The organism is Bacillus cereus group sp. BfR-BA-01522, from assembly GCF_022662635.1.
Lineage (GTDB): Bacteria > Bacillota > Bacilli > Bacillales > Bacillaceae_G > Bacillus_A > Bacillus_A cytotoxicus.
Genome location: NZ_JAKUDY010000006.1, coordinates 60424 through 80234, shown reverse-complemented (window position 1 = coordinate 80234; position 19811 = coordinate 60424). Strand labels below are relative to the sequence as shown.

The window sequence follows — 19811 nt, the reverse complement described above, 5'->3', positions numbered from 1 at the left end:
AAAAAAATCGAAAAAGATCACCCTCACGAAAGGGTGATCTTTTTCGATTTCTTAAACCAATCTTGCATCGCTTCCGCATCTTTCATCGTCGTATGCTCTAACTTATAATGATGTCCGCCTACTGATGAAGCCACCGTAAATGTCATCGAGCATAATTGATCTTTCCGCTGAAAGAACGTTTGCGTCTTAGAAAATGATTGTATATGTCTTCTGCGTATTAATCCTGTATGTTTTCCAATCGTTCTCGATACAATCGTCAACTGCTCATCATCCAGTGCATATCCACCAGCCGTGAACGATCTATAGCCTAGCCATGTAAAAAGAGCAAATAAAGGAATGAATGTGAGAAGTGCGAAATATTTCTCAAAATAGATCGATGCACCTGCAATCGGAATTGTAACAACGAGAAAAACAATCCACCAACCTATCAAGTATCTTCTTAATGCAGCCTTTGGAAGCTTTATTACATTTGTTTCCAATCGATAAGGAAGTTCTAAATGTTCTAATAAACCTGATACATGCGCCTTTTTCATGAGGGGATGAAGCGTTACACTCGTCTCCTCCTTTTCAACATTTTGAATGACTTCTGCATGAATGGAACAATATCCTAACCATTCGCGCAGCAATGTTTCTTTTACTGTAATGCCTTGAATACGATGCGTCTTCAAAACAACTTCCTTTTTTTCAAGAAGTCCTTGTGAAACTCGTATTTCATTTCTATTTCGAACAATTGTAAAATTCGCATGCTTCAGAGCATAACGAATTGTTGATAAAATCCACGATAAAACAAATAACACTACCGCACCGTATATCCAAATAGAAATAGAGAAATCAAAACCCATTACATATTTTTTTAGCTTGTCAACCATCCATTCCGGAGCGTAATCATGCATCTTTGAAAAAATAAACAATAGGATAGAAAATACGAGTCCAAATTCACCAGAAGTGATCGAAGCGAAAATAATTTCCTTCCATGTGAGCTTATACTCAGATGAATTCGCTTCCTCTTGCACAACTACATCTATTCTTTTTGTAGAGGTTTCCGCATTTAAAAGAGCAATCAGTTCTTTTGCTTCCTGAGTCGTAATACCAGCTAAACTTACTTCCGGTTCTTCCCCTCCGCCTGCTGCTTCAATTTTGAGCTTTGTTAAACCTAACAATTGATATAAAATATGTGAACTTGTATGAATCGTTTGTACACGATCTTTATTTAAATAACTCTCTTTTTTAACAAACATTCCGTGTTTAATATGTAGTACGTGATCTTTCACCCCGTACACTTTGTAATACCAATGTATAACTGAAAAAATAATTGTCCCAACAAACACTGCAATTGGAACCATATACCAAAAGGGAAATTTTCCTTTCAAACTGATTAAAGGAATGATTCCTGGTAGTAGATGTGAGATTTTTAATTCTGATAAAATCGTGATTGGATGCTGCCTCTTATACATCCTCATCACTCACCTTTGCCAGTTCTGAAATTTGACGTTTTAAGCGCTCCGCTTCCCTCATCGTTAACCCAGGTATTTTATGAGCCGTAGCAGCAGTTGAAATTTGCAGTTCTGCTAAGCCATGTTTTCTCATAATCGGCCCTTGTTCAATCGTTACATGCTGAACGCGTATCATTGGAACTAACACACGCTTTACAATAAACATGCCATGCTGAATTTCAATCTCTTCTTCATTTAACTGATAACTATGATATCGCTGCCGCAACTGTGGGAATACAAAATAATCGAGTGGTGCATAGATGAACGATCCAATAAATAGCACACCAAAAAGCCAGCCCCACCAATGAAATTTAATCATAAAAAAGAGATAAGCCAGAACAATTGCTGTTAGTACACCTGCTCCAATTAAAGCATGAATTTTCCAAACTTTCACCATATCAGGATGAATTTCATTTTCCAATGGCTGCATTTTATCACTCCAACTCTAAAAATCTATAAAACATATATCATCTTATTATTTTAATATATTCTAATTGATCAAAACAAGGTAAAATAAGTATTTTTTCACACTTTCCTAAAAAATGATTATGATGTTAGCATTACCTTATACAATACTTATTTGTTATACCGTTTAACATAAAGCCCCCTTTGGCCAAATAGCCAAAGGGGGCTTTCTATCTTCTAAAGAAATCAAAAACGATAATCCTTTTACTCTTTCATAAATTCCTTCGTATTTCTCACTGTATCAATTGGGCGAACTAATTTTTCTATTTCTGCACGTTTTGGCTCTAAGAATAGCGGTAATGATAATTTTTCTCCAAACGTTTCATAAGGTTCGTCTTCCAACCCTGCTTACGCTGTATATACCTCTCTTGCTCAAGTCGAGTGAGCATACGGGAAATTCCGCCTTCTGACACCGTTACTTTCGTAGCCAGTTGACTTTGCATGAGCGGCTGATAAATAGAAACCTGATTTAATACATCGAACTAAGCGGCTGTAATATGGAACTGTTTTAAAAACTCATTCGATAATAAATTACTTTGATGTGTAAATCGAGCAATACGAAACCAGATTAGTGAACTGAGTGTACTCTTTCTCAATATGGCTCACTTCCTTTCGTTACTATCACTTTATGCCTCAAGTGAATAAAAAGCAAGAAAAAATTTATCGGCGATTCGACACAAGATATCGACCAGTCGACAAATTTCGCCACCTTAGCACTACGAACCCCCCTTTCACCAAAGGGGGTTCCTCAAATATCCTGCAAAAGACGGAAACGATAACAATTCATCGTCACTTCTCCGAGCCGCCCAAGCAGTTGATAGTTTGCGTATGCTCCTACTGGGGCGCCGATGACCGGGAGGAGCTGAAGCATTTTTGCTAGGTCGATATAATCGCGATATTCTGTTTGAAACTTCTCCCAGTTCATCTGATTTTCTTTTTTCGTATCCCACGTTTCAATTGCTTTCCATATATCTTTTCGATGCTCATCACTTGAAAAAGCAAGCTGAAATACATGGAGGATAAAGAGACGTTCTTCTTCTTTGTTCGTATCAAATCCATAAATCGTCGCCGCATCAAATAAAAATTTAATTTTAATGCTAAGTAGAAGCGGAAAATCAGCAAGCCCTAAGAAAAAACCACCTGCACCTGTGCCCGCTCCTTCTGCCGCAGCAATTTTTTTATACTCATCCAGTTTCTTTACAACTTCTTCATCTCTTCTTTGCAAAGACCAATCTGTTTCTTTTAACTTCGGTTTGATGAAGTTTGATCCAGTGCTAATTCCCTGTACCATCTTTTTAATTGTTTCTGTTAATATACGTTGCACTTTTTCAGGAATGAACTGCTGAACTTTTGTCTGCACTTTTTTTGAAAAACGCGCCATCATAGATGAATCTTTCAACATCGCATGTTTCCACTGTTGCAATTCTTTTATGACCTTATCTTCATATGCAGTCATATTTTCCTTCCTTTCAGCTTAATCGCTTAATGCGCTTTGCACTGTATTGATTGACAAAAACAATGCTAAAGGCGATGTTAACGCCAAATAAAACGCAAGTCATGATTATATCTTTTGTAGCAAAGGCGAAGAGAATCGTAAATAGAACGCTGCCGATACATAAAATCATGCGCAGTAGGCTCAGAAAATCTCTTTTCTTCTCTTCTATCCCTACCGGATATAAGTCCAGCCAAATTTTTAAGCGATGATGTTTCCAAAGACTGAGTAGCTGATAACCGATTAAATATAAAAAAACAATACTTACGATGAAACGCCCGTATAAAAACGGAATAAAGTAAAGAAGAATTCCGCCAATTGCCAGCAAACGAATATACAAACCAAAATAGTTGCCTGATCTTAAAAATGTACGCGTATATAAGTAAAGATATGTACGTTTTTCACCGATGATAGAAAGAACAAAATCAAGCCATTTGCGGCGCGCTACTCGTTCTTTCAGCGCGGGAACATCGACAAACATATTCGCAATACGATACAGGAGCATCATTTTCTTACCTTCTTCAGCAATTAAATACTCCCAATTCATTGGTTTTCTCTTTACCATTTGATGAATCATTAGTAGATAGATCGCCATGACAGCTAACACGATTCCAACAGAAATAAGCGAAATATGCTCAATAAGAAAATACACGAACAAGCTGTTACATATAAAACGAATGAACCAATCCGCTCGCTGCATATTTTGATCTGTTAAAAAAGACTTTTCCCATGTGACAAATAAATTCCACGCTTTCACTAATAGAAGTATGGCTACAATCCATATGTAAGTCCCGCCCGTTTGTTTCATTTGCTGAAAATATAACGGCGCAAGAGCGGCTGCTACAATTGCAATGACATAAAGATGCATCATAAATGTAAAGAAGAATGCTTTCGTAAAGTACGTTTTTAGTTTTTCCTCCACCGGAAGCAAATACACAAGATCCGCTTCTTTTAACAGCGTTTGAATCGATCCTACTGTCAGCACAAATCCAAGCACAATCCCCATCACAATTGCAGTCTCAAATGACGGCGTTAATGTTTCTAGCCATTTCTGGTAGTAAAATGCACCTGCTCCAATAATAAATACAAAAATAAACTTAAGATGATCATTAAAAACATACTTACTATATGTACGAACTTCCTTTAAAAAATGTCTAAATCGCTCTTTCCATAATGCCGCATTATTCATAGTCTTCTTCCTTTGTTAGCGCAATATAAATATCATCTAGCGTTGCACCTGGCATATTGAATTGTGTTTGAAGCTCTGATAACGTTCCTTTCGCCCTTACTTCCCCTTGATGCAAAATAATAAAAGAATCACAATAACGCTCAGCTGTCGCTAAAATATGTGTACTCATTAAAATACCCGCACCGCTCTTTTTCATCTTGTCCATCATTTGAAGCAGCGATTGAATCGCTAAAGGATCGAGTCCAACGAACGGTTCATCGACAATATAAAGTGACGGCTCAACAAGAAATGCGCTCATAATCATAACCTTTTGTTTCATCCCTTTTGAAAAGTGAGATGGGAACCATTTTAAACGGTTATTCATGCGAAATTCTTTTAACAGTTTTTTGATGCGCTCTTCATATTGTTTTTCCTCTATCCCATACGCCATCGCCGTTAACTTTAAATGCTCCTCTAACGTTAACTCATCATATAATACAGGTGTTTCTGGAATAAACGAAAAACTAGAGCGATATGCCGTCATATCTTCCTGAATCGTTTTCCCATGAATTGTAATCGCACCTTTTTTCGGCTCCATTAAGCCGATAATATGTTTGATCGTCGTACTTTTCCCTGCCCCATTTAAACCAATTAAACCAACTAATTCACCTTTTTGAACAGAGAACGAAACATCTTTCAAAACAGGTCGTTTCGTGTACCCTCCTGTAACATTTTCTACACGTAGTAACTCGTTCATACGACACCACTTTCTTCGTTATAGTTATTCTCTTTCCTAAGAATTGTTCTATATTCATCTTACCAAAAATCACAACATCCTACATAGTCTCGATTTCTGCAAAAAAATTTTTCTTTTCTTCACATATCTTTTGTAAAACGGGACATGATAATGAGTGAAGAAGGAACATATTGAAAAAGCAACCACCAATTGATGAAGGTAAAAATCATCATGAAATGGGGTGTCCATCATGGACAACGAAAATTTACACGATCCAGATTGTATGTTTTATTTTAGAAACGGGGTGTCTCGAGGAGAGTCTGTACTGTTTTATAAAATAAACAATTTCATTTAAGTCAAGATTGCAATTACATTTCTTCGTAAATGGGGTGTCTACGGCAGAAACTTTAGCCGAATTACCATGCATTTCTTAAATAAATGAGGTGTCTGCGAAAGGTAAATTATAAACAATGCTTTTTCAATCCCTCTTCAGAAAACAGGAAGCTGAGTCAGCTTCCTGTTTTTCGTGTTTGTTCTCGTATGTAATTATGGTAAAATACGGCTAAGACTACTTGAAAGGATGAAACAAATGAATCATACAGCGGATCATTGTATTTTTTGTAAAATCATTGACGGACAAATTCCATGCTCAAAAGTATATGAAGATGAGCATGTACTTGCGTTTTTAGATATTAGCCAAGTAACAAAAGGACATACACTTGTTATTCCGAAAGTACACAAGCAGGATATCTTTTCGTTAACACCAGAAATTGCATCGCACATTTTTGCTGCTGTACCTAAAATTGCAAATGCGATTAAGGAAGAATTTAATCCAGTTGGCTTCAATTTATTAAACAATAATGGTGAAAAAGCTGGACAAACTGTATTCCACTTTCACCTTCATTTAATTCCACGCTACGGTGACAACGATGGTTTCGGTGCTGTTTGGAAGTCACATCAAAATGAATATACAATGGAAACATTACAAAATATCGCAAGTACCATTGCAAATAGTGTAAAATAATTAAGGTTAGAAAAAGACATAAAACATAAAGGTACATAGCAAGCCAATTCCTCCAAACGACATATATTGCATGGCTTGTTTTTTCACCCAAAATGCTGGAGGATATGATCTTTTTTGCTTTACAAATAAAAGTAAATGCATAGCACGTACAAGAAAGAAAAGACTTATGATAAAACAAAGAGTCGTCATGATTTTCACTTTTCTCCCCCCTTGTCTTAAGCATATGCATACTTTTGTACATCATGAATAGGAACAAAAAATAAGGAGGTTTCCTTTTATGTCAAAAGCTAAATCCTTTCTAACAGGTGTTATTTGTGGCGGAGCTGTCGCTGGACTAGCTGTTCTCTTTTCCACTCCTTCTTCTGGTAAAGATATGCGCAGCAAACTAAAAGAAAAAGGCAGCGATATTAAAAAGACGCTAGCTGATATTACTGCTGATACAAAGTTATTAAAACGCCAAATTGTTGAAACAGCTTCAGAAGGAAAAGAAGTCTTTCAAGAATTAAAAGAGGATATGCAAGATACGCTTTCTTCTTGGAAACAAGATATTTCACATAACAAACGTCATATCGAGCAAGAAATTTTAGATATTCAAAGATCGATTGAAAAATTACAACAAGCCGTTCCAGAAAAAGCGTAAAACATATTACCTGTGTAGTTTTTTGCATATAACAAATATTTTGTATATCAGTTGAATCTCACGCGACATATCAAATAGATATGTCGTGTTTTTATGCATTTACAATATCTGTTAGCTCTTACCACGTAAGATGATACCGCAATTCTCCCTTTGAAACTCCTTCTACTTTTATGCATGATTTGCACATACACAAACTTTTCCGAAAAATTTTAACAATTCTCACAAAAACACTTTATTAATTTTTATTTTACTGGCATAATAGATACTAATGAAGAATGTTAAAGTGGGTGAGTAAATGAAAAGTGGAGAAAAAGACTATTCGATAAAAGAAGCAATGATCTTTAGTCAACGCATTGCTCAGTTATCGAAGGCATTATGGAAATCTGTAGAGAAAGATTGGCAACAGTGGATTAAACCTTATGATTTAAACATCAATGAGCATCATATTTTATCTATTGCGTATCATTTAGAAGGAGCTTCTATTTCAGAGATTGCTAAGTTTGGAGTTATGCACGTATCCACAGCATTTAACTTTTCTAAAAAGCTCGAAGAACGCGGCTATCTCGTATTTTCTAAAAAAGAAGATGATAAACGAAATACGTATATTGAAATTACAGAAAAAGGGGAAGAATTGCTGCTGAAATTAATGGAGGAGTATAACCCTGAAAATAACTCTGTCTTTAACGGCGCACTTGCCCTTCGCAATTTTTACGGGAAATTCCCGGAAAATATCGAATTAATTGCGATTTTAAGAAATATTTACGGACAAGACTTTATTGATATTTTTGAGAAATCATTAGAAAACATTGAAGAAAATTTTACAGAGCAGGAACAAAAATTAGTTAAAAAATAAGCCGAATTATCTTTTCGCTATGATGCGTAAAAATTCTTCCATAAGCGGCTGAAATAATCCTTGTTTTAAAAGCGCTTCCGCAGTTTCAGTTACTTCGAGCTGATGTGGAAGTGCTTTTTCGAATTGATCTAAGAGAGCATCAAATAAAAGTAAACCTTCCTTTTTCTCTTCTACGTATTGATTGTTCAATCCTTCACAAAGATTAAGTATACGTTCAACATCCTTTTTACGTGCTTTTTTCTTTATAATTAAAGAATAAAATGGACACTTATCTTCATCAATCATTCGAAAAAGAAGTTCTACATAATATTCAGCTTGTTCTAGTCTTTTTACAACGTCCATTTTCTCCCTCACTTTCCAACCAATGTCTTCTATTTCTGAATTTTATAACACGAACAAAATATCGTATGATACAATATATAAAAGTATATGTATTTTGGCCAAAAGGAGGTATCTCCTCGTGACTCTTATAGAAATCGTTTTTGTCACATTTGCACTTATTGTTCTATTCTATACAAATTTCATGACACATACACTTTGTGTTCAAAAACAAATATCCGAGAGCCGCCAACCAGGTGTGTTTCGGATTATGAATGTATGCATTACGATTCTATTAATTTCTAGTTATATAGAAATTATATTTCATTGAAAGTGAGGAAGGGAAGTCCCTTCCTCACTTTTTTCCTCTATAAACAAATTATACCTACTATAACTAATAAAATAAACAGTACAAGTAATAAAATAAGCATAGAATTCATTCTTCATCCGCCTCCTCCTTTCTTTATATGCACATGTGCCCAAAAGTGGTACCCCTTACGAATCTGACAATTTCCTTAAACAAATAGGCAATTTTTCTTTATCAATAGGAAAAGACCTCAAAATATGATATATTAAATTTTGTACATATTGCCTATACTATAAAAAGATTATCTGCGGCCAATCTTTATCCTCAGCCTCAGTAAGCACTGTGAAGTATGCTTTTTTACATCGTAAAAAGGCGGTAAATCAGTGAAGCTTAACTTTGGCTCTTTTGCACAAGTGTACGGTTGTTCATTTGTGCAGGATAAATGGAAAATACATAATAGTAGGAGTGTTTATTGAATGAAGAAAGCTATGCTTGCCTTAGCAGCAACAAGTGTAATTGCCTTATCAGCATGTGGATCATCTGATAAAATTGCAACCTCTAAAGCCGGTGACGTAACGAAAGATGAACTTTACGCATCACTGAAGCAACAAGGTGGTAAACAAGTTTTACGCAACATGATTGTTGAAAAAGTATTTATTAAAAACTACAAAGTTGATGACAAAGACGTTGATAAAAAATACGACGAATTTAAAAAGCAATACGGCGATCAATTTGATACACTGTTAAAACAACAAGGTATTAAAGAAGAAACATTAAAAACAAGCGTACGTGCTCAATTAGCTCAAGAGAAAGCTATTGAAAAATCTATCACTGACGAGGAAGCAAAGAAGAAATACCGTGATAAACGTGTATTTGCAAAACATATTCTTGTAAAAGATGAAGAAACTGCGAAAAAAGTGAAAGAAGAGCTTGGACAAGGTAAATCTTTTGAAGATTTAGCGAAACAATACTCTGAAGATCCAGGATCAAAAGAGAAAGGCGGCGACCTAGGGGAGTTAAAACCAGGTACTCTTGTAAAAGAATTTGAAGATGCTGCTTTCAAAATGAAAAAAGATGAAGTAAGCGAACCTGTAAAATCTAGCTTCGGTTACCATATTATTAAAGTAACAGACATTAAAGATGCAAAACCATTCAAAGAAGAAAAAGCAGCAATCAAGAAAGAAATTGCTCAGCAGAAATTACAAGATCCACAATTCTTAAACGAATTCCAAAATAAAGAAGTGAAAAAAGCGGATGTGAAGATTGAAGATAAAGACTTAAAAGATATCTTCGAAACTCCAAAAGCAGAAAAAGAGAAAAAATAATAAAAAAACTGCCAGGTAAGCCTGGCAGTTTTTTTTTCATACTTCAGTCGTTTCCTCCACTTAAAAAAAAGCATCCAGCAAAAAGCTAGATGCAGATAAAAAACACACGGGAAGATGCAAACTCTTCCCCTAACCCGTATGCTATTATAACAAAAAAACAGTAAAAAGTATAAAAAAATTTTATTTCTTTTGAAATATAATGGATTTTTTTGTATACCCGCTCTAAACATTTAATTTATGCGGAGACGCTCTGAAGTAAGAAATTACAGGGACTACTAACAATCGCGTAAAATGTACAATTTTTTGTTGGCATCACTTAACCTTAACAAAATTTCTCAATAGAACCAAAAAGCGCCTAAAGGGGTTATTTCCTCCTTCTAAGCGCTTTTTATCACTATTTGCTTATTTTGCTAATGCTACTTGTTCTTGTTCATCTACAGGCACGGTAGCATCTTTTAATGCTTGATTTAATTCTGCTGTATATTTTGCTTTTTCTTCATTTGTCCAGCCTAGTTTTGCTGCCATGTATGCAATGACAGATTCTTTCCAGTCATACACCCAGTGGATATTGAAGAATACAGCTCCTCTGCGACGTACAAAGAAGTCGACAGGTTTTACTGTCATTTCATAGTCCATCGCGTATACAAGCGGTACAAGGACGTCTAACGGCATGTTGTATTCTTTTGCTTCCTCTTTTAAATCTTTTGCTAAGTTAAAGAGAATATCAACGTTAGAGCCGTAGAATTTCGCAAATGCTTCTGCTTGCTCAGTTGTTAAACCGTATTTCGTACCTTCTCCTGCTTTTTTCGAAATGAACGCTGGTAATCTTTCAGAACCACCTACATGTCCACCAGAGATTGGCATATGTTTTGTTTTTGTTTTTGGTAATGCACTGTGACCTTCTTTTTGCATTAAAGATCCAACATAGTCAACAACCATTTCTGCCATTTTACGATATCCAGTTAGCTTACCACCAGCGATTGTAATTAGCCCTGAATCAGAAGTCCAAATTTCATCTTTACGAGAAATTTCAGATGCACTCTTACCTTCTTCATAAATTAACGGACGAACACCAGCCCAGCTTGATTCAATATCTTTTTCTGTAATTTTCACAGTTGGGAACATGTAATTAATCGCTTTAATAATATATGCACGATCTTCTGTTGTCATTTTTGGTACCGCTGCATCTTTATCATAGAATGTATCCGTTGTACCAACGTATGTTTTATTACCACGTGGAATCGCGAAGACCATACGTCCATCTGGTGTATCAAAATAAATCGCTTGGCCAAGCGGAAAACGTTTTTGGTCGATAACTAAGTGAACACCTTTTGATAATTGTAATACTTTTCCTTTTTTCGAATTATCTTTTTCACGAAGTGTATCTACCCAAGGACCCGCTGCGTTTACAATTTTCTTGCCGTAAACCTCATATACTTTTCCATCTAATAAATCAATAACACGTACACCGCATACTTTTCCGTCTTTATATAAGAAACCGTCTACTTTTGCATAGTTAACAGCTTTTGCACCATGCTCAATCGCTTCTTTCATGACTTCGATTGTTAAACGAGCATCATCTGTACGATACTCTACGTAGTAACCGCCGCCTTTTAACCCTTCTTGTTTTACAAGTGGTTCTTTCTTCATTGTTTCCTCACGGCTAAACATTTTTCTACGTTCGCTTCGTTTTACTCCCGCTAAGAAGTCATATACGCGAAGACCGATTGATGTTGTAAATGCACCAAATGTACCGCCCTTATGGAATGGAAGTAGCATCCACTCAGGTGTTGTTACATGGGGACCGTTCTCATATACAATTGCACGCTCTTTCCCTACTTCTGCTACCATCTTCACTTCAAATTGTTTTAAATAACGTAAACCGCCATGTACAAGTTTTGTTGAGCGGCTTGATGTTCCTGCTGCAAAGTCTTGCATTTCGAACACAACTGTTGATAGTCCGCGCGTTACAGCATCTAATGCGATACCAGAACCGGTAATACCACCACCAATTACAATTAAATCTAACTCTTGTTTATGAACTTCTTTTAATACGTCTTTACGTTGTTTACTTGAAAAATTCATGGTAATTCCTCCCTTTGATACGAAAAAAAGAGACCACAAACACCACTATAGAAATCGCTCTATAGCGTGTCATGGTCTCTCCATATCTCCTACCGAATTATTAACTTACCATCATTATAACACTGTTTATGATTATTTAAAAGCTTTTGTTGCTTCAATTGCTTTTTTCCATCCAGAATAGAGCTCTTCGCTTCTTTCTTTCTCCATTTCTGGTGTAAAGCTTCGATCCATATCCCACTGCGCTTTAATTTCTTCTTGACTTTCCCAATATCCAACAGCTAGACCTGCTAAATATGCAGCCCCTAAAGCTGTCGTTTCACTAATCATTGGACGCTCTACAGGAACCTGTAACATATCGCTTTGGAACTGCATTAAGAAGTTATTTTTCACTGCACCGCCATCAACGCGTAACGTTTTCAACTCAATGCCAGAATCTGCTTCCATTGCACATAATACATCTCTTGTTTGATATCCTAATGATTCTAATGTTGCACGAATGAAGTGCTCTTTCGTTGTACCGCGCGTTACACCAAACACAGCTCCGCGTACTTCACTGTCCCAATACGGCGTTCCAAGTCCTACAAATGCTGGTACAACGTATACACCGTCCGTTGATTCCACGCGTGATGCATACTCCTCACTCTCACTTGCATCATTAACCATACGCATGCCATCTCGTAACCACTGGATTGCTGAACCAGCTACGAAAATACTTCCTTCTAATGCATAATTTACTTTACCATTTAACCCCCACGCAATTGTTGTTAATAGACCGTGATTAGAGTTAACTGCTGTTTCACCTGTATTCATTAACATGAAGCAACCTGTTCCGTATGTGTTTTTCGCCATCCCTTCACTGAAGCACGCTTGCCCAAATAACGCTGCTTGTTGGTCACCTGCCACACCAGCAATCGGTACATTTTGAGAGAAGAAATGATAATCAACTGTATGACCGTATACTTCAGATGATGGACGTACTTCTGGTAACATGCTCTTTGGTACTGTTAGTATTTCTAATAATTCATCATCCCATTTTAAGTCATGAATATTGAACATTAATGTGCGTGATGCATTTGAATAATCTGTTACGTGTGCTTTACCACCAGACAATTTCCATACAAGCCATGTATCAATTGTACCGAATAATAATTCACCGCGCTCTGCTTTTTCTCTTGCACCTTCAACGTTATCTAAAATCCACTTTACTTTCGTACCTGAGAAATATGCATCAATTAAAAGACCTGTTTTTTCGCGAACCATATCGCCATAGCCTTTTTCTTTTAACTCTTCACAAATTTCAGCTGTTTGACGAGATTGCCATACAATTGCATTATAAACTGGTTTCCCGGTTGCTTTCTCCCAAACAACTGCTGTTTCACGTTGGTTTGTAATCCCAATACCAGCGATTTGTTCTGGCTTCACATCCGCTTCACTTAAGCAAGTTGCGATAACCGCTAGAATGGACCCCCAAATCTCTTGTGCATTATGTTCTACCCAACCTGGCTTTGGAAAATATTGTGTAAATTCTTTTTGAGCAGAATGAACAATTTCTCCTTTTTTATTAAACAGAATGGCACGTGAACTTGTTGTACCTTGATCTAATGAAAGAATATATGTTTCCATATTTACTTCCCCCTTATGCTACTTTTCTACTATTTGTATCGTTTCTATTCTTTTTACCTGCTATATAAGAAAGTGCTAGTATAATAACCGTTGCAATCACCACATATATAAGTGCTGCATTTTGCTTTTCTTCAAATACAACTTGATGAAATACACCTGCAAGTGATCCGCCTAAAATCGGGCCTACAACTGGAATCCATGCATACTTCCAATTCGATCCGCCTTTTCCTGCAATTGGAAGAAAGAAATGTGCAATACGAGGTCCCAAATCACGCGCTGGGTTAATCGCATATCCCGTTGTTCCACCTAATGATAAACCAATACTTACAATTAAGAATCCTACGATAAATGGGTTTAAGCCATCTGCAAATTTATTTGCACCAATTGCTAATATACCAAATACTAAAACGAATGTACCAATCATTTCACTTAGAAGGTTTGCAAATGTGTTTGGAATTGCTGGTCCTGTTGCAAACACACCTAACTTTGCCCCTGGATCTTCCGTTTCTTTCCAATGTGGTAAGTAATGTAAATATACGATAACAGCACCGATTATTGCCCCAATCATTTGTGCTACGATATATCCTGGAACATCGCTCCATGGGAACGTTCCCTTAAACGCTAGTCCTATTGTTAAGGCAGGGTTCAAATGTGCTCCACTAATAGATCCAACAGCATATGCTGCTACTGCAACGGCTAAGCCCCACCCCATTGTAATTACAATCCAGCCAGAATCCTTAGCAAACGATTTCTTTAAACTTACACCAGCACAAACACCGCCACCAAGAACGATTAATAACGCTGTCCCTATTAACTCTCCTAAAAATGCTGACATAAAATCCCTCCACAATCAAATTAAACACTTACAATGTGAAGGAGAGAAAATGAATGGCCATTCGTTTTTTCAAAAGAAAAAATCCACAGCCTACATGCCTCTATATAAAAATATAGAAACAATAAAATGTGGATCTCTTCTTTTCTCCGTCACGTTTATTAACTTATTTATAATGTTAACTGCAAATGAAAGCGGTGTCAATCAATTTCTTTCACATTTTCGTCACTTTTTTTGGAAATGTTTCCATAGTTCTTTTTTCGATGTTGTGATCGCTGTCGCACCAGCCTCTAAAGCTCTTTCCACATCAGCTACTGTACGAATAAAACCACCGGCTAAAATCGGGATTCCGGTGCGGTCTCTTACTTCTGCAATCACATCTGTTAAAGCCCCTGGAAGCACTTCGATATAATCCGGTTTTGTTTTTCCTAACAAATGACAGCTTTTTTCCATCGCACTTGAATCGATTAAAAAGATGCGCTGAATTGCTACAACGCCTTTTTGCTTCGCCTTCATAATCACACTTGCCTTCGTCGATAAAAGCCCGTACGGCTTATACTCTTGACATAAAAACTCTGTCGCATGACCATCGCTTTGCAATCCATGAATTAAATCAACATGTAAAAATACCTTTTTCTCATATTGCTTCGCTAGTTTCACAACACTTTTCAATTGTCCAATATGAATATCTAAAATGACAATATACTCATAAGAACTATGCACAAGCTTTTCTAAATCTTTAATTTGCCTTACTGCTGGTAAAATTTTTTGTTCATGAAATTCCATTTTCGTTCTACCTTCCTCTCTATCTTTATAGTATAGCTAGTCCATAAAAAATTCACATCTTTTTCTGTCTGATTTCACCGAATATCTTGCATCTTTTAGGCTCATGAAAAAAGTGGATAACCTATTCGTTATCCACTTACGCTTATAGTAACACAGAATCCTTATCACTTTCTTGATTACGTCTCTCACGCTCTTCTTCTAAACGCTTCATATATACTTCGCCTTCTTTTTCGATGAATTCATTATCTATTTCTTGCTCTTTTTTGGAAGTATATAAAACCATATAGCCACTTACAACAATCCCAATAATAACAAGATAAATCCACCATGGTAAAGTTTCCACTTTTCTTCCTTCCTTTCTTTTAGACAAGCCTTGTTAATTTCACTGTATGAGAGGAAGGAGATTTTTATGACTATATCATTTACATGACTCTAAACTGTAGTTTTACTTTTTTCCTTTAAATTGACTTAAATCGTATGACTTATCCATCCCATTCTCAATTAGATATCTTAATTGTTGATTTTAAATAACCTATATGCGAACTTAGATTTTATCACAGTAAATGAATAGAATACATTTTATTTTTTCTTTTGTAAAAGGAAAGTTTTGTAGTGTTCTACACAATGTTTTTATGAGAAGATATCATCATCCCCTCAACAAGTTTTAAACATTTTTCCTTTTCCCCTCATTTGGAACTCCCAAATGTGGAGTGCACCCCAATGGTTAGACACAGTCTAACCATTGGGGTGTTTTTTCTTATAAGTAAATTTACAGTTGAAGAGAAAATAAAAACCGGAAAACGTTATTTGAATGGCAAAGAAAGCCGAAAAATATTACAAATTCTACCAGCCTCCCCTGTCTTTCGAACATAGATTCAATCGTATCCATTTCATGGAGAAAAAGCGTTTAAAGAAGCTATACATCATACATTTTTTAGTATCAACTAGACGTACTCCATTATATGAATGAACAAGGGGCGTCTAGTAGAGAGCGCGCTACAACCTTTAACATTCCATCACCTTCGAATCACGGACACAAAGGAAATCATAAAGTGAAACTTTAATCAGTGGGGGTTTTCTTCATCCCCCACTGATTATGAGCCCTCACCAATCGGGCTGCCCTAAAATAGCGGGATAAATTATATGATATTCAGACGGCTCATATTCTTACAGCATCTTATCTATTTCTTGATGTAAAAAGGGAAATGATCTGAATTGGTCACTAACTCTCGTAATTCGCTCTTTCAACTTACTTCAGAGTGAAAAAGTCAATTTGGAGGTCTTTTTTACATTTGAAAAAGGGAATTTTCAAACTGTCATTACTTCTGAATATGTGAGAATATATTTATATATGCGTTGATAAAAAGATTGAGATTTCTTTTCTCTGTCTGATTTTCAAGATTGTTAAAAAAAGGGGGAAGGATCTATCATTTTAATTAAGTAGTAGAATTTTATTTTTTATGATGCTGAAAACAGGAATGGAGTTTCTACTTTGACTAACTCAGTTATAAAGGTCATAAATGCGGCGTGCCTATTTTATATTTTCGCTGACTGTTATAAGCAAAAAAGGGTGATTGTTACTTCGAATTTAGAAATTAGGTGATGGAATCGGATATTTAGTGATCACTGATTGATTTAAGCATGATAAATCGCTTGCTTTATCATGCCCACATCATTTACAGCGGAAAGCGATTGTGTACGCGATGCGTTATCTATTCCCTTTAAAAAGTTGAACTGTTAGCCTCTGCACTGTTCGCTGTAACCTTTTGCATTTTTCCGCACTTGCACAAAACAAACATCTATCTTTTTTGTATCAAGCTATTCAGAGAAACACCCACGAAATAACAAAGGTTCAAATCCTCCTGTGTCACCTTTTAAAGAAGAATGGGTGTAAATCTCACAGATATAAAGTTCTTTCCATTCTCCTATTCCATATCAAACTACAGATACTACGGATATACTGAATACAAGAGGTGATATTATAATGAATTATCATATTCTTGTAATAGAAGATGATGAAGAAATTCAAGAACTAATTAAGCAATTTTTAATAACGCAACAGTATATTGTTACAGTTGCATCAGATGGACTAGAGGGCATGAAACAATTTAATAAACACCCCTTTGATTTAATTCTTTTAGATGTGATGATGCCAAATCTCAATGGATTTGAAGTTGCCAATATAATTCGAAACCAGTCAAATATACCAATTATTTTACTAACGGCCTTAGAAGAAGAACAAGACCAAATGAAGGGGTTCGATCTTGGTATAGATGATTATATTACAAAACCTTTTTCTTTTCATGTTTTCATCAGGCGAGTCGAAGCAGTACTGAGAAGAAGCTATGGCGAGCGTACAGATAATCATTTATCTTTTAAAGAAATACATGTCGATTGTGATACATATAAGGTATATGTAAATAAAGTGGAAATTTCTTTAACAGCAAAAGAATTTGAAATTCTACAACTACTACTAAAAAATAAGAGAAAAGTCATCACCAGAGAAAACATCGTAGAAAGGGTTTGGGGATATGAACCTTATGGAGAAACTCGTATCATTGATACACACATTAAAAACATACGAAAAAAATTAAATACGCCCTACATTAAAACAGTAAAAGGCATTGGTTATAAAATCGATGGGTAAGATGGTAAAAATTATGAAGATGAAGAAGATTACCTATAAGCTTTTTATAACTACATCTCTTATTTTGTTAACTTTTGCCGCCTTAATTTATTTAACTTTATACTTCTTTCTCCCTACATTTTATGAGCAATACAAAACAGACCAGCTTCAAACAGGGATAGAAGAAATTATTGGTAAATCTAAAAACCTTGCGTTTCAAGATGCTTTGCCACTTCTTGATGAATATGCAGAAAAAAATAACGTATTGATTTATCTTCAAAATAAAGAAGGTGTAGTTATTTATTCTCCTTCATTTCCTTCCTTTCCAAAAGATAGCCAAACAATCATTATTGAAAAAGTAAGACCCATAGGTAGCTCAGATACCACTCGTAATTTATATGATGTTACGGTACCCATTCAATTCCAAGATGCTAACTTAATACTTATGGTATTCGCAACATTTCAACCTATTGATGAAGCATCACAGGTCTTGGTACGTTTTCTTCCCTATATTAGTATCATTGTACTTGTGATTGGTATAGGAAGTGCTTATTTCTATTCAAGGTTAATTACAAAGCCTCTCATTTATATTAATGAAGGTGCACAAAAAATGGCGAAATTAGATTTTTCAGAAAAAATAGAAGTTCGTTCCACAGATGAATTAGGGGAATTATCTAATAGTTTGAACGATATGTCCATTAATTTACAGCAGGCTATGCTCAACCTAAAAAGAGCAAATCAGCAATTAAAAAGCGATATTGAAAAAGAAAAAGAAGTAGAAGCAAAACGAAGAGAATTTTTTGCTACGGTAGCACATGAATTAAAGACTCCGCTAACGGTTATGAAAGGATACGTAGAAGGAATGATATATAATATTGGCCCGTATCAAGATCGTAACCAATACTTACAGAAAAATCATCAAATTATTGAAAATCTGGAGCGATTGGTTCACGAAATTTTAAGTATGGCAAAATTAGAACAACACACCTTTAAACCACAATTAAAAGAAGTAAAGCTATCAAAATTAATAGATAGAATTACTAAAGATCTCGGATTTTTTGCTTCTCAAAAGGACATTCAAATTAAAAAGCAAATTGATTTTACCGAGTTTATTTTTACAGATCCTGTTCTCTTAGAAAAAGCCTGTAAAAATATTATTCATAATGCAGTGATGTATTCACCACCTAAAGAGAAAGTTTATATAAAATTATCCAGCAACGCTAAACAAAATCAAATTCAAATGCAGGTCATCAATACAGGTGTAAAGATTAAAGAAGAGGATATACAACATCTCTTCAAACCATTTTATCGGGTTGAAAAATCAAGAAGTCGAAATACGGGAGGGAGTGGTTTAGGTCTTTATATCGTCAAACAAATTTTCGAAACGCTAGGTATCACGTATTCTATAAGCAATATAGAAAATGGGGTGCAATTTTTCATTAACATTCCAATATGTAAAAAATGGGGCTATCCCATAAGTCGGTGAAACCGGCTTATGGGATAGCCCTTCTTTTTTTATGAGTAACCATTCAGCTACTTTCATTCATTATAACCTGTGGCAACTGATGCTACCAATGGATTATAGCGATTTAATTCCCGAAGATCATATAGTCAGGGTCATCCATGAGATGGTAGAACAAGTCAATGATGATCTATTCTTTTCTCGTTATCAAGGGGGTGGCCGTAGTTCCTACCACCCGAAAATGATGACAAAAGTGATTCTCTATGCATATACGCAAAAAATCTATTCTTGCCGCGATATTGCCAAATCATTACGAGAACACTTACCAATGGTGTAGCGATCTAGGCAACAAATGCCGGATTTTCGAACGATTAATCGCATTTGTTCAGAACGAATGAAAGATAAATATTCTTTCGTATGGAGAAAAGCAACAGATAATTTATAGAAGAGAAACTTCAACAAAATATCCAGCATACATTCCAACAAATTAAGGAACGGTTGAGTTTTGGATGATTGCCATAGCCCACAACTTCCTCAAACAGGCAGAAAAAACGCTCGTTTGAGGAAGAAAATCAA

General features: G+C 35.6%; 19 protein-coding genes and 6 pseudogenes. 10 read left to right on the top strand and 15 right to left on the bottom strand.

Annotation, left to right across the window (positions count from 1 at the left end):
* Nucleotides 1–23 precede the first annotated feature (23 nt).
* The 7 genes and pseudogenes from MR059_RS10745 to MR059_RS10715 form a co-directional block, all read right to left on the bottom strand.
* Complete coding sequence (locus tag MR059_RS10745; protein WP_242161749.1) at nt 24–1454, bottom strand: PH domain-containing protein; 1431 nt, start codon at nt 1452–1454, stop codon at nt 24–26.
* Nucleotides 1447–1923 carry a PH domain-containing protein gene (locus MR059_RS10740; RefSeq protein ID WP_011983910.1) on the bottom strand — a complete coding sequence of 159 codons (477 nt, stop codon included), beginning with the start codon at nt 1921–1923 and terminating at the stop codon, nt 1447–1449. The genes MR059_RS10745 and MR059_RS10740 overlap by 8 nt, the downstream gene beginning before the upstream one ends.
* Before the next feature lie 239 nt (nt 1924–2162).
* A pseudogene (locus MR059_RS10735) lies at nt 2163–2294 on the bottom strand (ring-cleaving dioxygenase); the annotation flags it as partial.
* Nucleotides 2267–2554: pseudogene (locus MR059_RS10730) on the bottom strand (MarR family winged helix-turn-helix transcriptional regulator); the annotation flags it as partial. The pseudogenes MR059_RS10730 and MR059_RS10735, both read right to left, overlap by 28 nt.
* 152 nt (nt 2555–2706) lie before the next feature.
* A complete protein-coding gene (locus MR059_RS10725; protein WP_011983908.1) occupies nt 2707–3414 on the bottom strand; it encodes an EcsC family protein in 708 nt (235 codons plus the stop codon).
* A gap of 13 nt (nt 3415–3427) precedes the next feature.
* The gene (locus MR059_RS10720; protein ID WP_011983907.1) at nt 3428–4639 is read right to left on the bottom strand and encodes an ABC transporter permease; all 1212 of its coding nucleotides are present in this window, start codon (nt 4637–4639) and stop codon (nt 3428–3430) included.
* Nucleotides 4632–5375: an ABC transporter ATP-binding protein gene (locus MR059_RS10715; RefSeq protein WP_048722201.1), complete on the bottom strand. Its 744-nt coding sequence runs from the start codon at nt 5373–5375 to the stop codon at nt 4632–4634. The genes MR059_RS10720 and MR059_RS10715 overlap by 8 nt, the downstream gene beginning before the upstream one ends.
* Before the next feature lie 568 nt (nt 5376–5943).
* Between MR059_RS10715 and MR059_RS10710 the strand changes: the two genes are divergently transcribed.
* On the top strand, nt 5944–6378 hold the full coding sequence (locus MR059_RS10710) for an HIT family protein (protein WP_011983905.1): 435 nt from the start codon (nt 5944–5946) through the stop codon (nt 6376–6378).
* Nucleotides 6379–6384: 6 nt separating this feature from the next.
* Here the strand turns inward: MR059_RS10710 and MR059_RS22480 are convergent, their stop codons facing one another.
* Complete coding sequence (locus MR059_RS22480; RefSeq protein ID WP_465038432.1) at nt 6385–6519, bottom strand: membrane protein YhzF; 135 nt, start codon at nt 6517–6519, stop codon at nt 6385–6387.
* 136 nt (nt 6520–6655) lie between these two features.
* On the opposite strand from MR059_RS22480, the gene MR059_RS10705 reads away from it, so the two are divergent.
* Nucleotides 6656–7018, top strand: coding sequence for a YtxH domain-containing protein (locus MR059_RS10705; protein WP_011983904.1), 363 nt, complete (start codon nt 6656–6658; stop codon nt 7016–7018).
* A 295-nt stretch (nt 7019–7313) separates the two neighbouring features.
* On the top strand, nt 7314–7871 hold the full coding sequence (locus MR059_RS10700) for an HTH-type transcriptional regulator Hpr (RefSeq protein WP_011983903.1): 558 nt from the start codon (nt 7314–7316) through the stop codon (nt 7869–7871).
* Nucleotides 7872–7877: 6 nt separating this feature from the next.
* Here MR059_RS10700 and MR059_RS10695 read toward each other — a convergent pair whose 3' ends face one another.
* Nucleotides 7878–8213, bottom strand: a complete 336-nt coding sequence (locus MR059_RS10695; protein WP_011983902.1) for a DUF1878 family protein — start codon at nt 8211–8213, stop codon at nt 7878–7880.
* A gap of 118 nt (nt 8214–8331) precedes the next feature.
* Between MR059_RS10695 and MR059_RS10690 the strand changes: the two genes are divergently transcribed.
* Entirely contained in the window at nt 8332–8520 is a 189-nt protein-coding gene (locus MR059_RS10690) for a hypothetical protein (protein ID WP_041809508.1), read from the top strand.
* A 37-nt stretch (nt 8521–8557) separates the two neighbouring features.
* Here MR059_RS10690 and MR059_RS22275 read toward each other — a convergent pair.
* A pseudogene (locus MR059_RS22275) lies at nt 8558–8629 on the bottom strand (YjcZ family sporulation protein); the annotation flags it as partial.
* Between the two features lie 343 nt (nt 8630–8972).
* On the opposite strand from MR059_RS22275, the gene prsA reads away from it, so the two are divergent.
* Nucleotides 8973–9821 carry a peptidylprolyl isomerase PrsA gene (gene prsA, locus MR059_RS10685; RefSeq protein ID WP_011983901.1) on the top strand — a complete coding sequence of 283 codons (849 nt, stop codon included), beginning with the start codon at nt 8973–8975 and terminating at the stop codon, nt 9819–9821.
* Nucleotides 9822–10223: 402 nt separating this feature from the next.
* Here the strand turns inward: prsA and MR059_RS10680 are convergent, their stop codons facing one another.
* The 5 genes from MR059_RS10680 to MR059_RS10660 form a co-directional block, all read right to left on the bottom strand.
* Complete coding sequence (locus tag MR059_RS10680; protein ID WP_242161748.1) at nt 10224–11906, bottom strand: glycerol-3-phosphate dehydrogenase/oxidase; 1683 nt, start codon at nt 11904–11906, stop codon at nt 10224–10226.
* A gap of 132 nt (nt 11907–12038) precedes the next feature.
* Complete coding sequence (gene glpK, locus MR059_RS10675) at nt 12039–13529, bottom strand: glycerol kinase GlpK (protein WP_011983899.1); 1491 nt, start codon at nt 13527–13529, stop codon at nt 12039–12041.
* Nucleotides 13530–13542: 13 nt separating this feature from the next.
* The gene (locus MR059_RS10670) at nt 13543–14364 is read right to left on the bottom strand and encodes an MIP/aquaporin family protein (protein WP_011983898.1); all 822 of its coding nucleotides are present in this window, start codon (nt 14362–14364) and stop codon (nt 13543–13545) included.
* 222 nt (nt 14365–14586) lie between these two features.
* A complete protein-coding gene (locus tag MR059_RS10665; RefSeq protein ID WP_048722192.1) occupies nt 14587–15147 on the bottom strand; it encodes a glycerol-3-phosphate responsive antiterminator in 561 nt (186 codons plus the stop codon).
* 142 nt (nt 15148–15289) lie between these two features.
* Nucleotides 15290–15490: a sporulation YhaL family protein gene (locus MR059_RS10660; RefSeq protein WP_011983896.1), complete on the bottom strand. Its 201-nt coding sequence runs from the start codon at nt 15488–15490 to the stop codon at nt 15290–15292.
* A 1453-nt stretch (nt 15491–16943) separates the two neighbouring features.
* Between MR059_RS10660 and MR059_RS10655 the strand changes: the two are divergent.
* The 5 genes and pseudogenes from MR059_RS10655 to MR059_RS22475 all read left to right on the top strand — a co-directional run.
* Nucleotides 16944–17111, top strand: a pseudogene (locus tag MR059_RS10655) (IS4 family transposase); the annotation flags it as partial.
* Between the two features lie 17 nt (nt 17112–17128).
* Nucleotides 17129–17794, top strand: coding sequence for a response regulator transcription factor (locus MR059_RS10650; protein WP_176371923.1), 666 nt, complete (start codon nt 17129–17131; stop codon nt 17792–17794).
* Nucleotides 17787–18093 (top strand): annotated as a pseudogene (locus MR059_RS22270) (two-component sensor histidine kinase); the annotation flags it as partial. The gene MR059_RS10650 and the pseudogene MR059_RS22270, both read left to right, overlap by 8 nt.
* Nucleotides 18094–18161: 68 nt before the next feature.
* A pseudogene (locus MR059_RS10645) lies at nt 18162–19259 on the top strand (sensor histidine kinase); the annotation flags it as partial.
* Nucleotides 19260–19290: 31 nt separating this feature from the next.
* Nucleotides 19291–19572: a transposase gene (locus MR059_RS22475; RefSeq protein WP_472926997.1), complete on the top strand. Its 282-nt coding sequence runs from the start codon at nt 19291–19293 to the stop codon at nt 19570–19572.
* Nucleotides 19573–19811 lie beyond the last annotated feature (239 nt).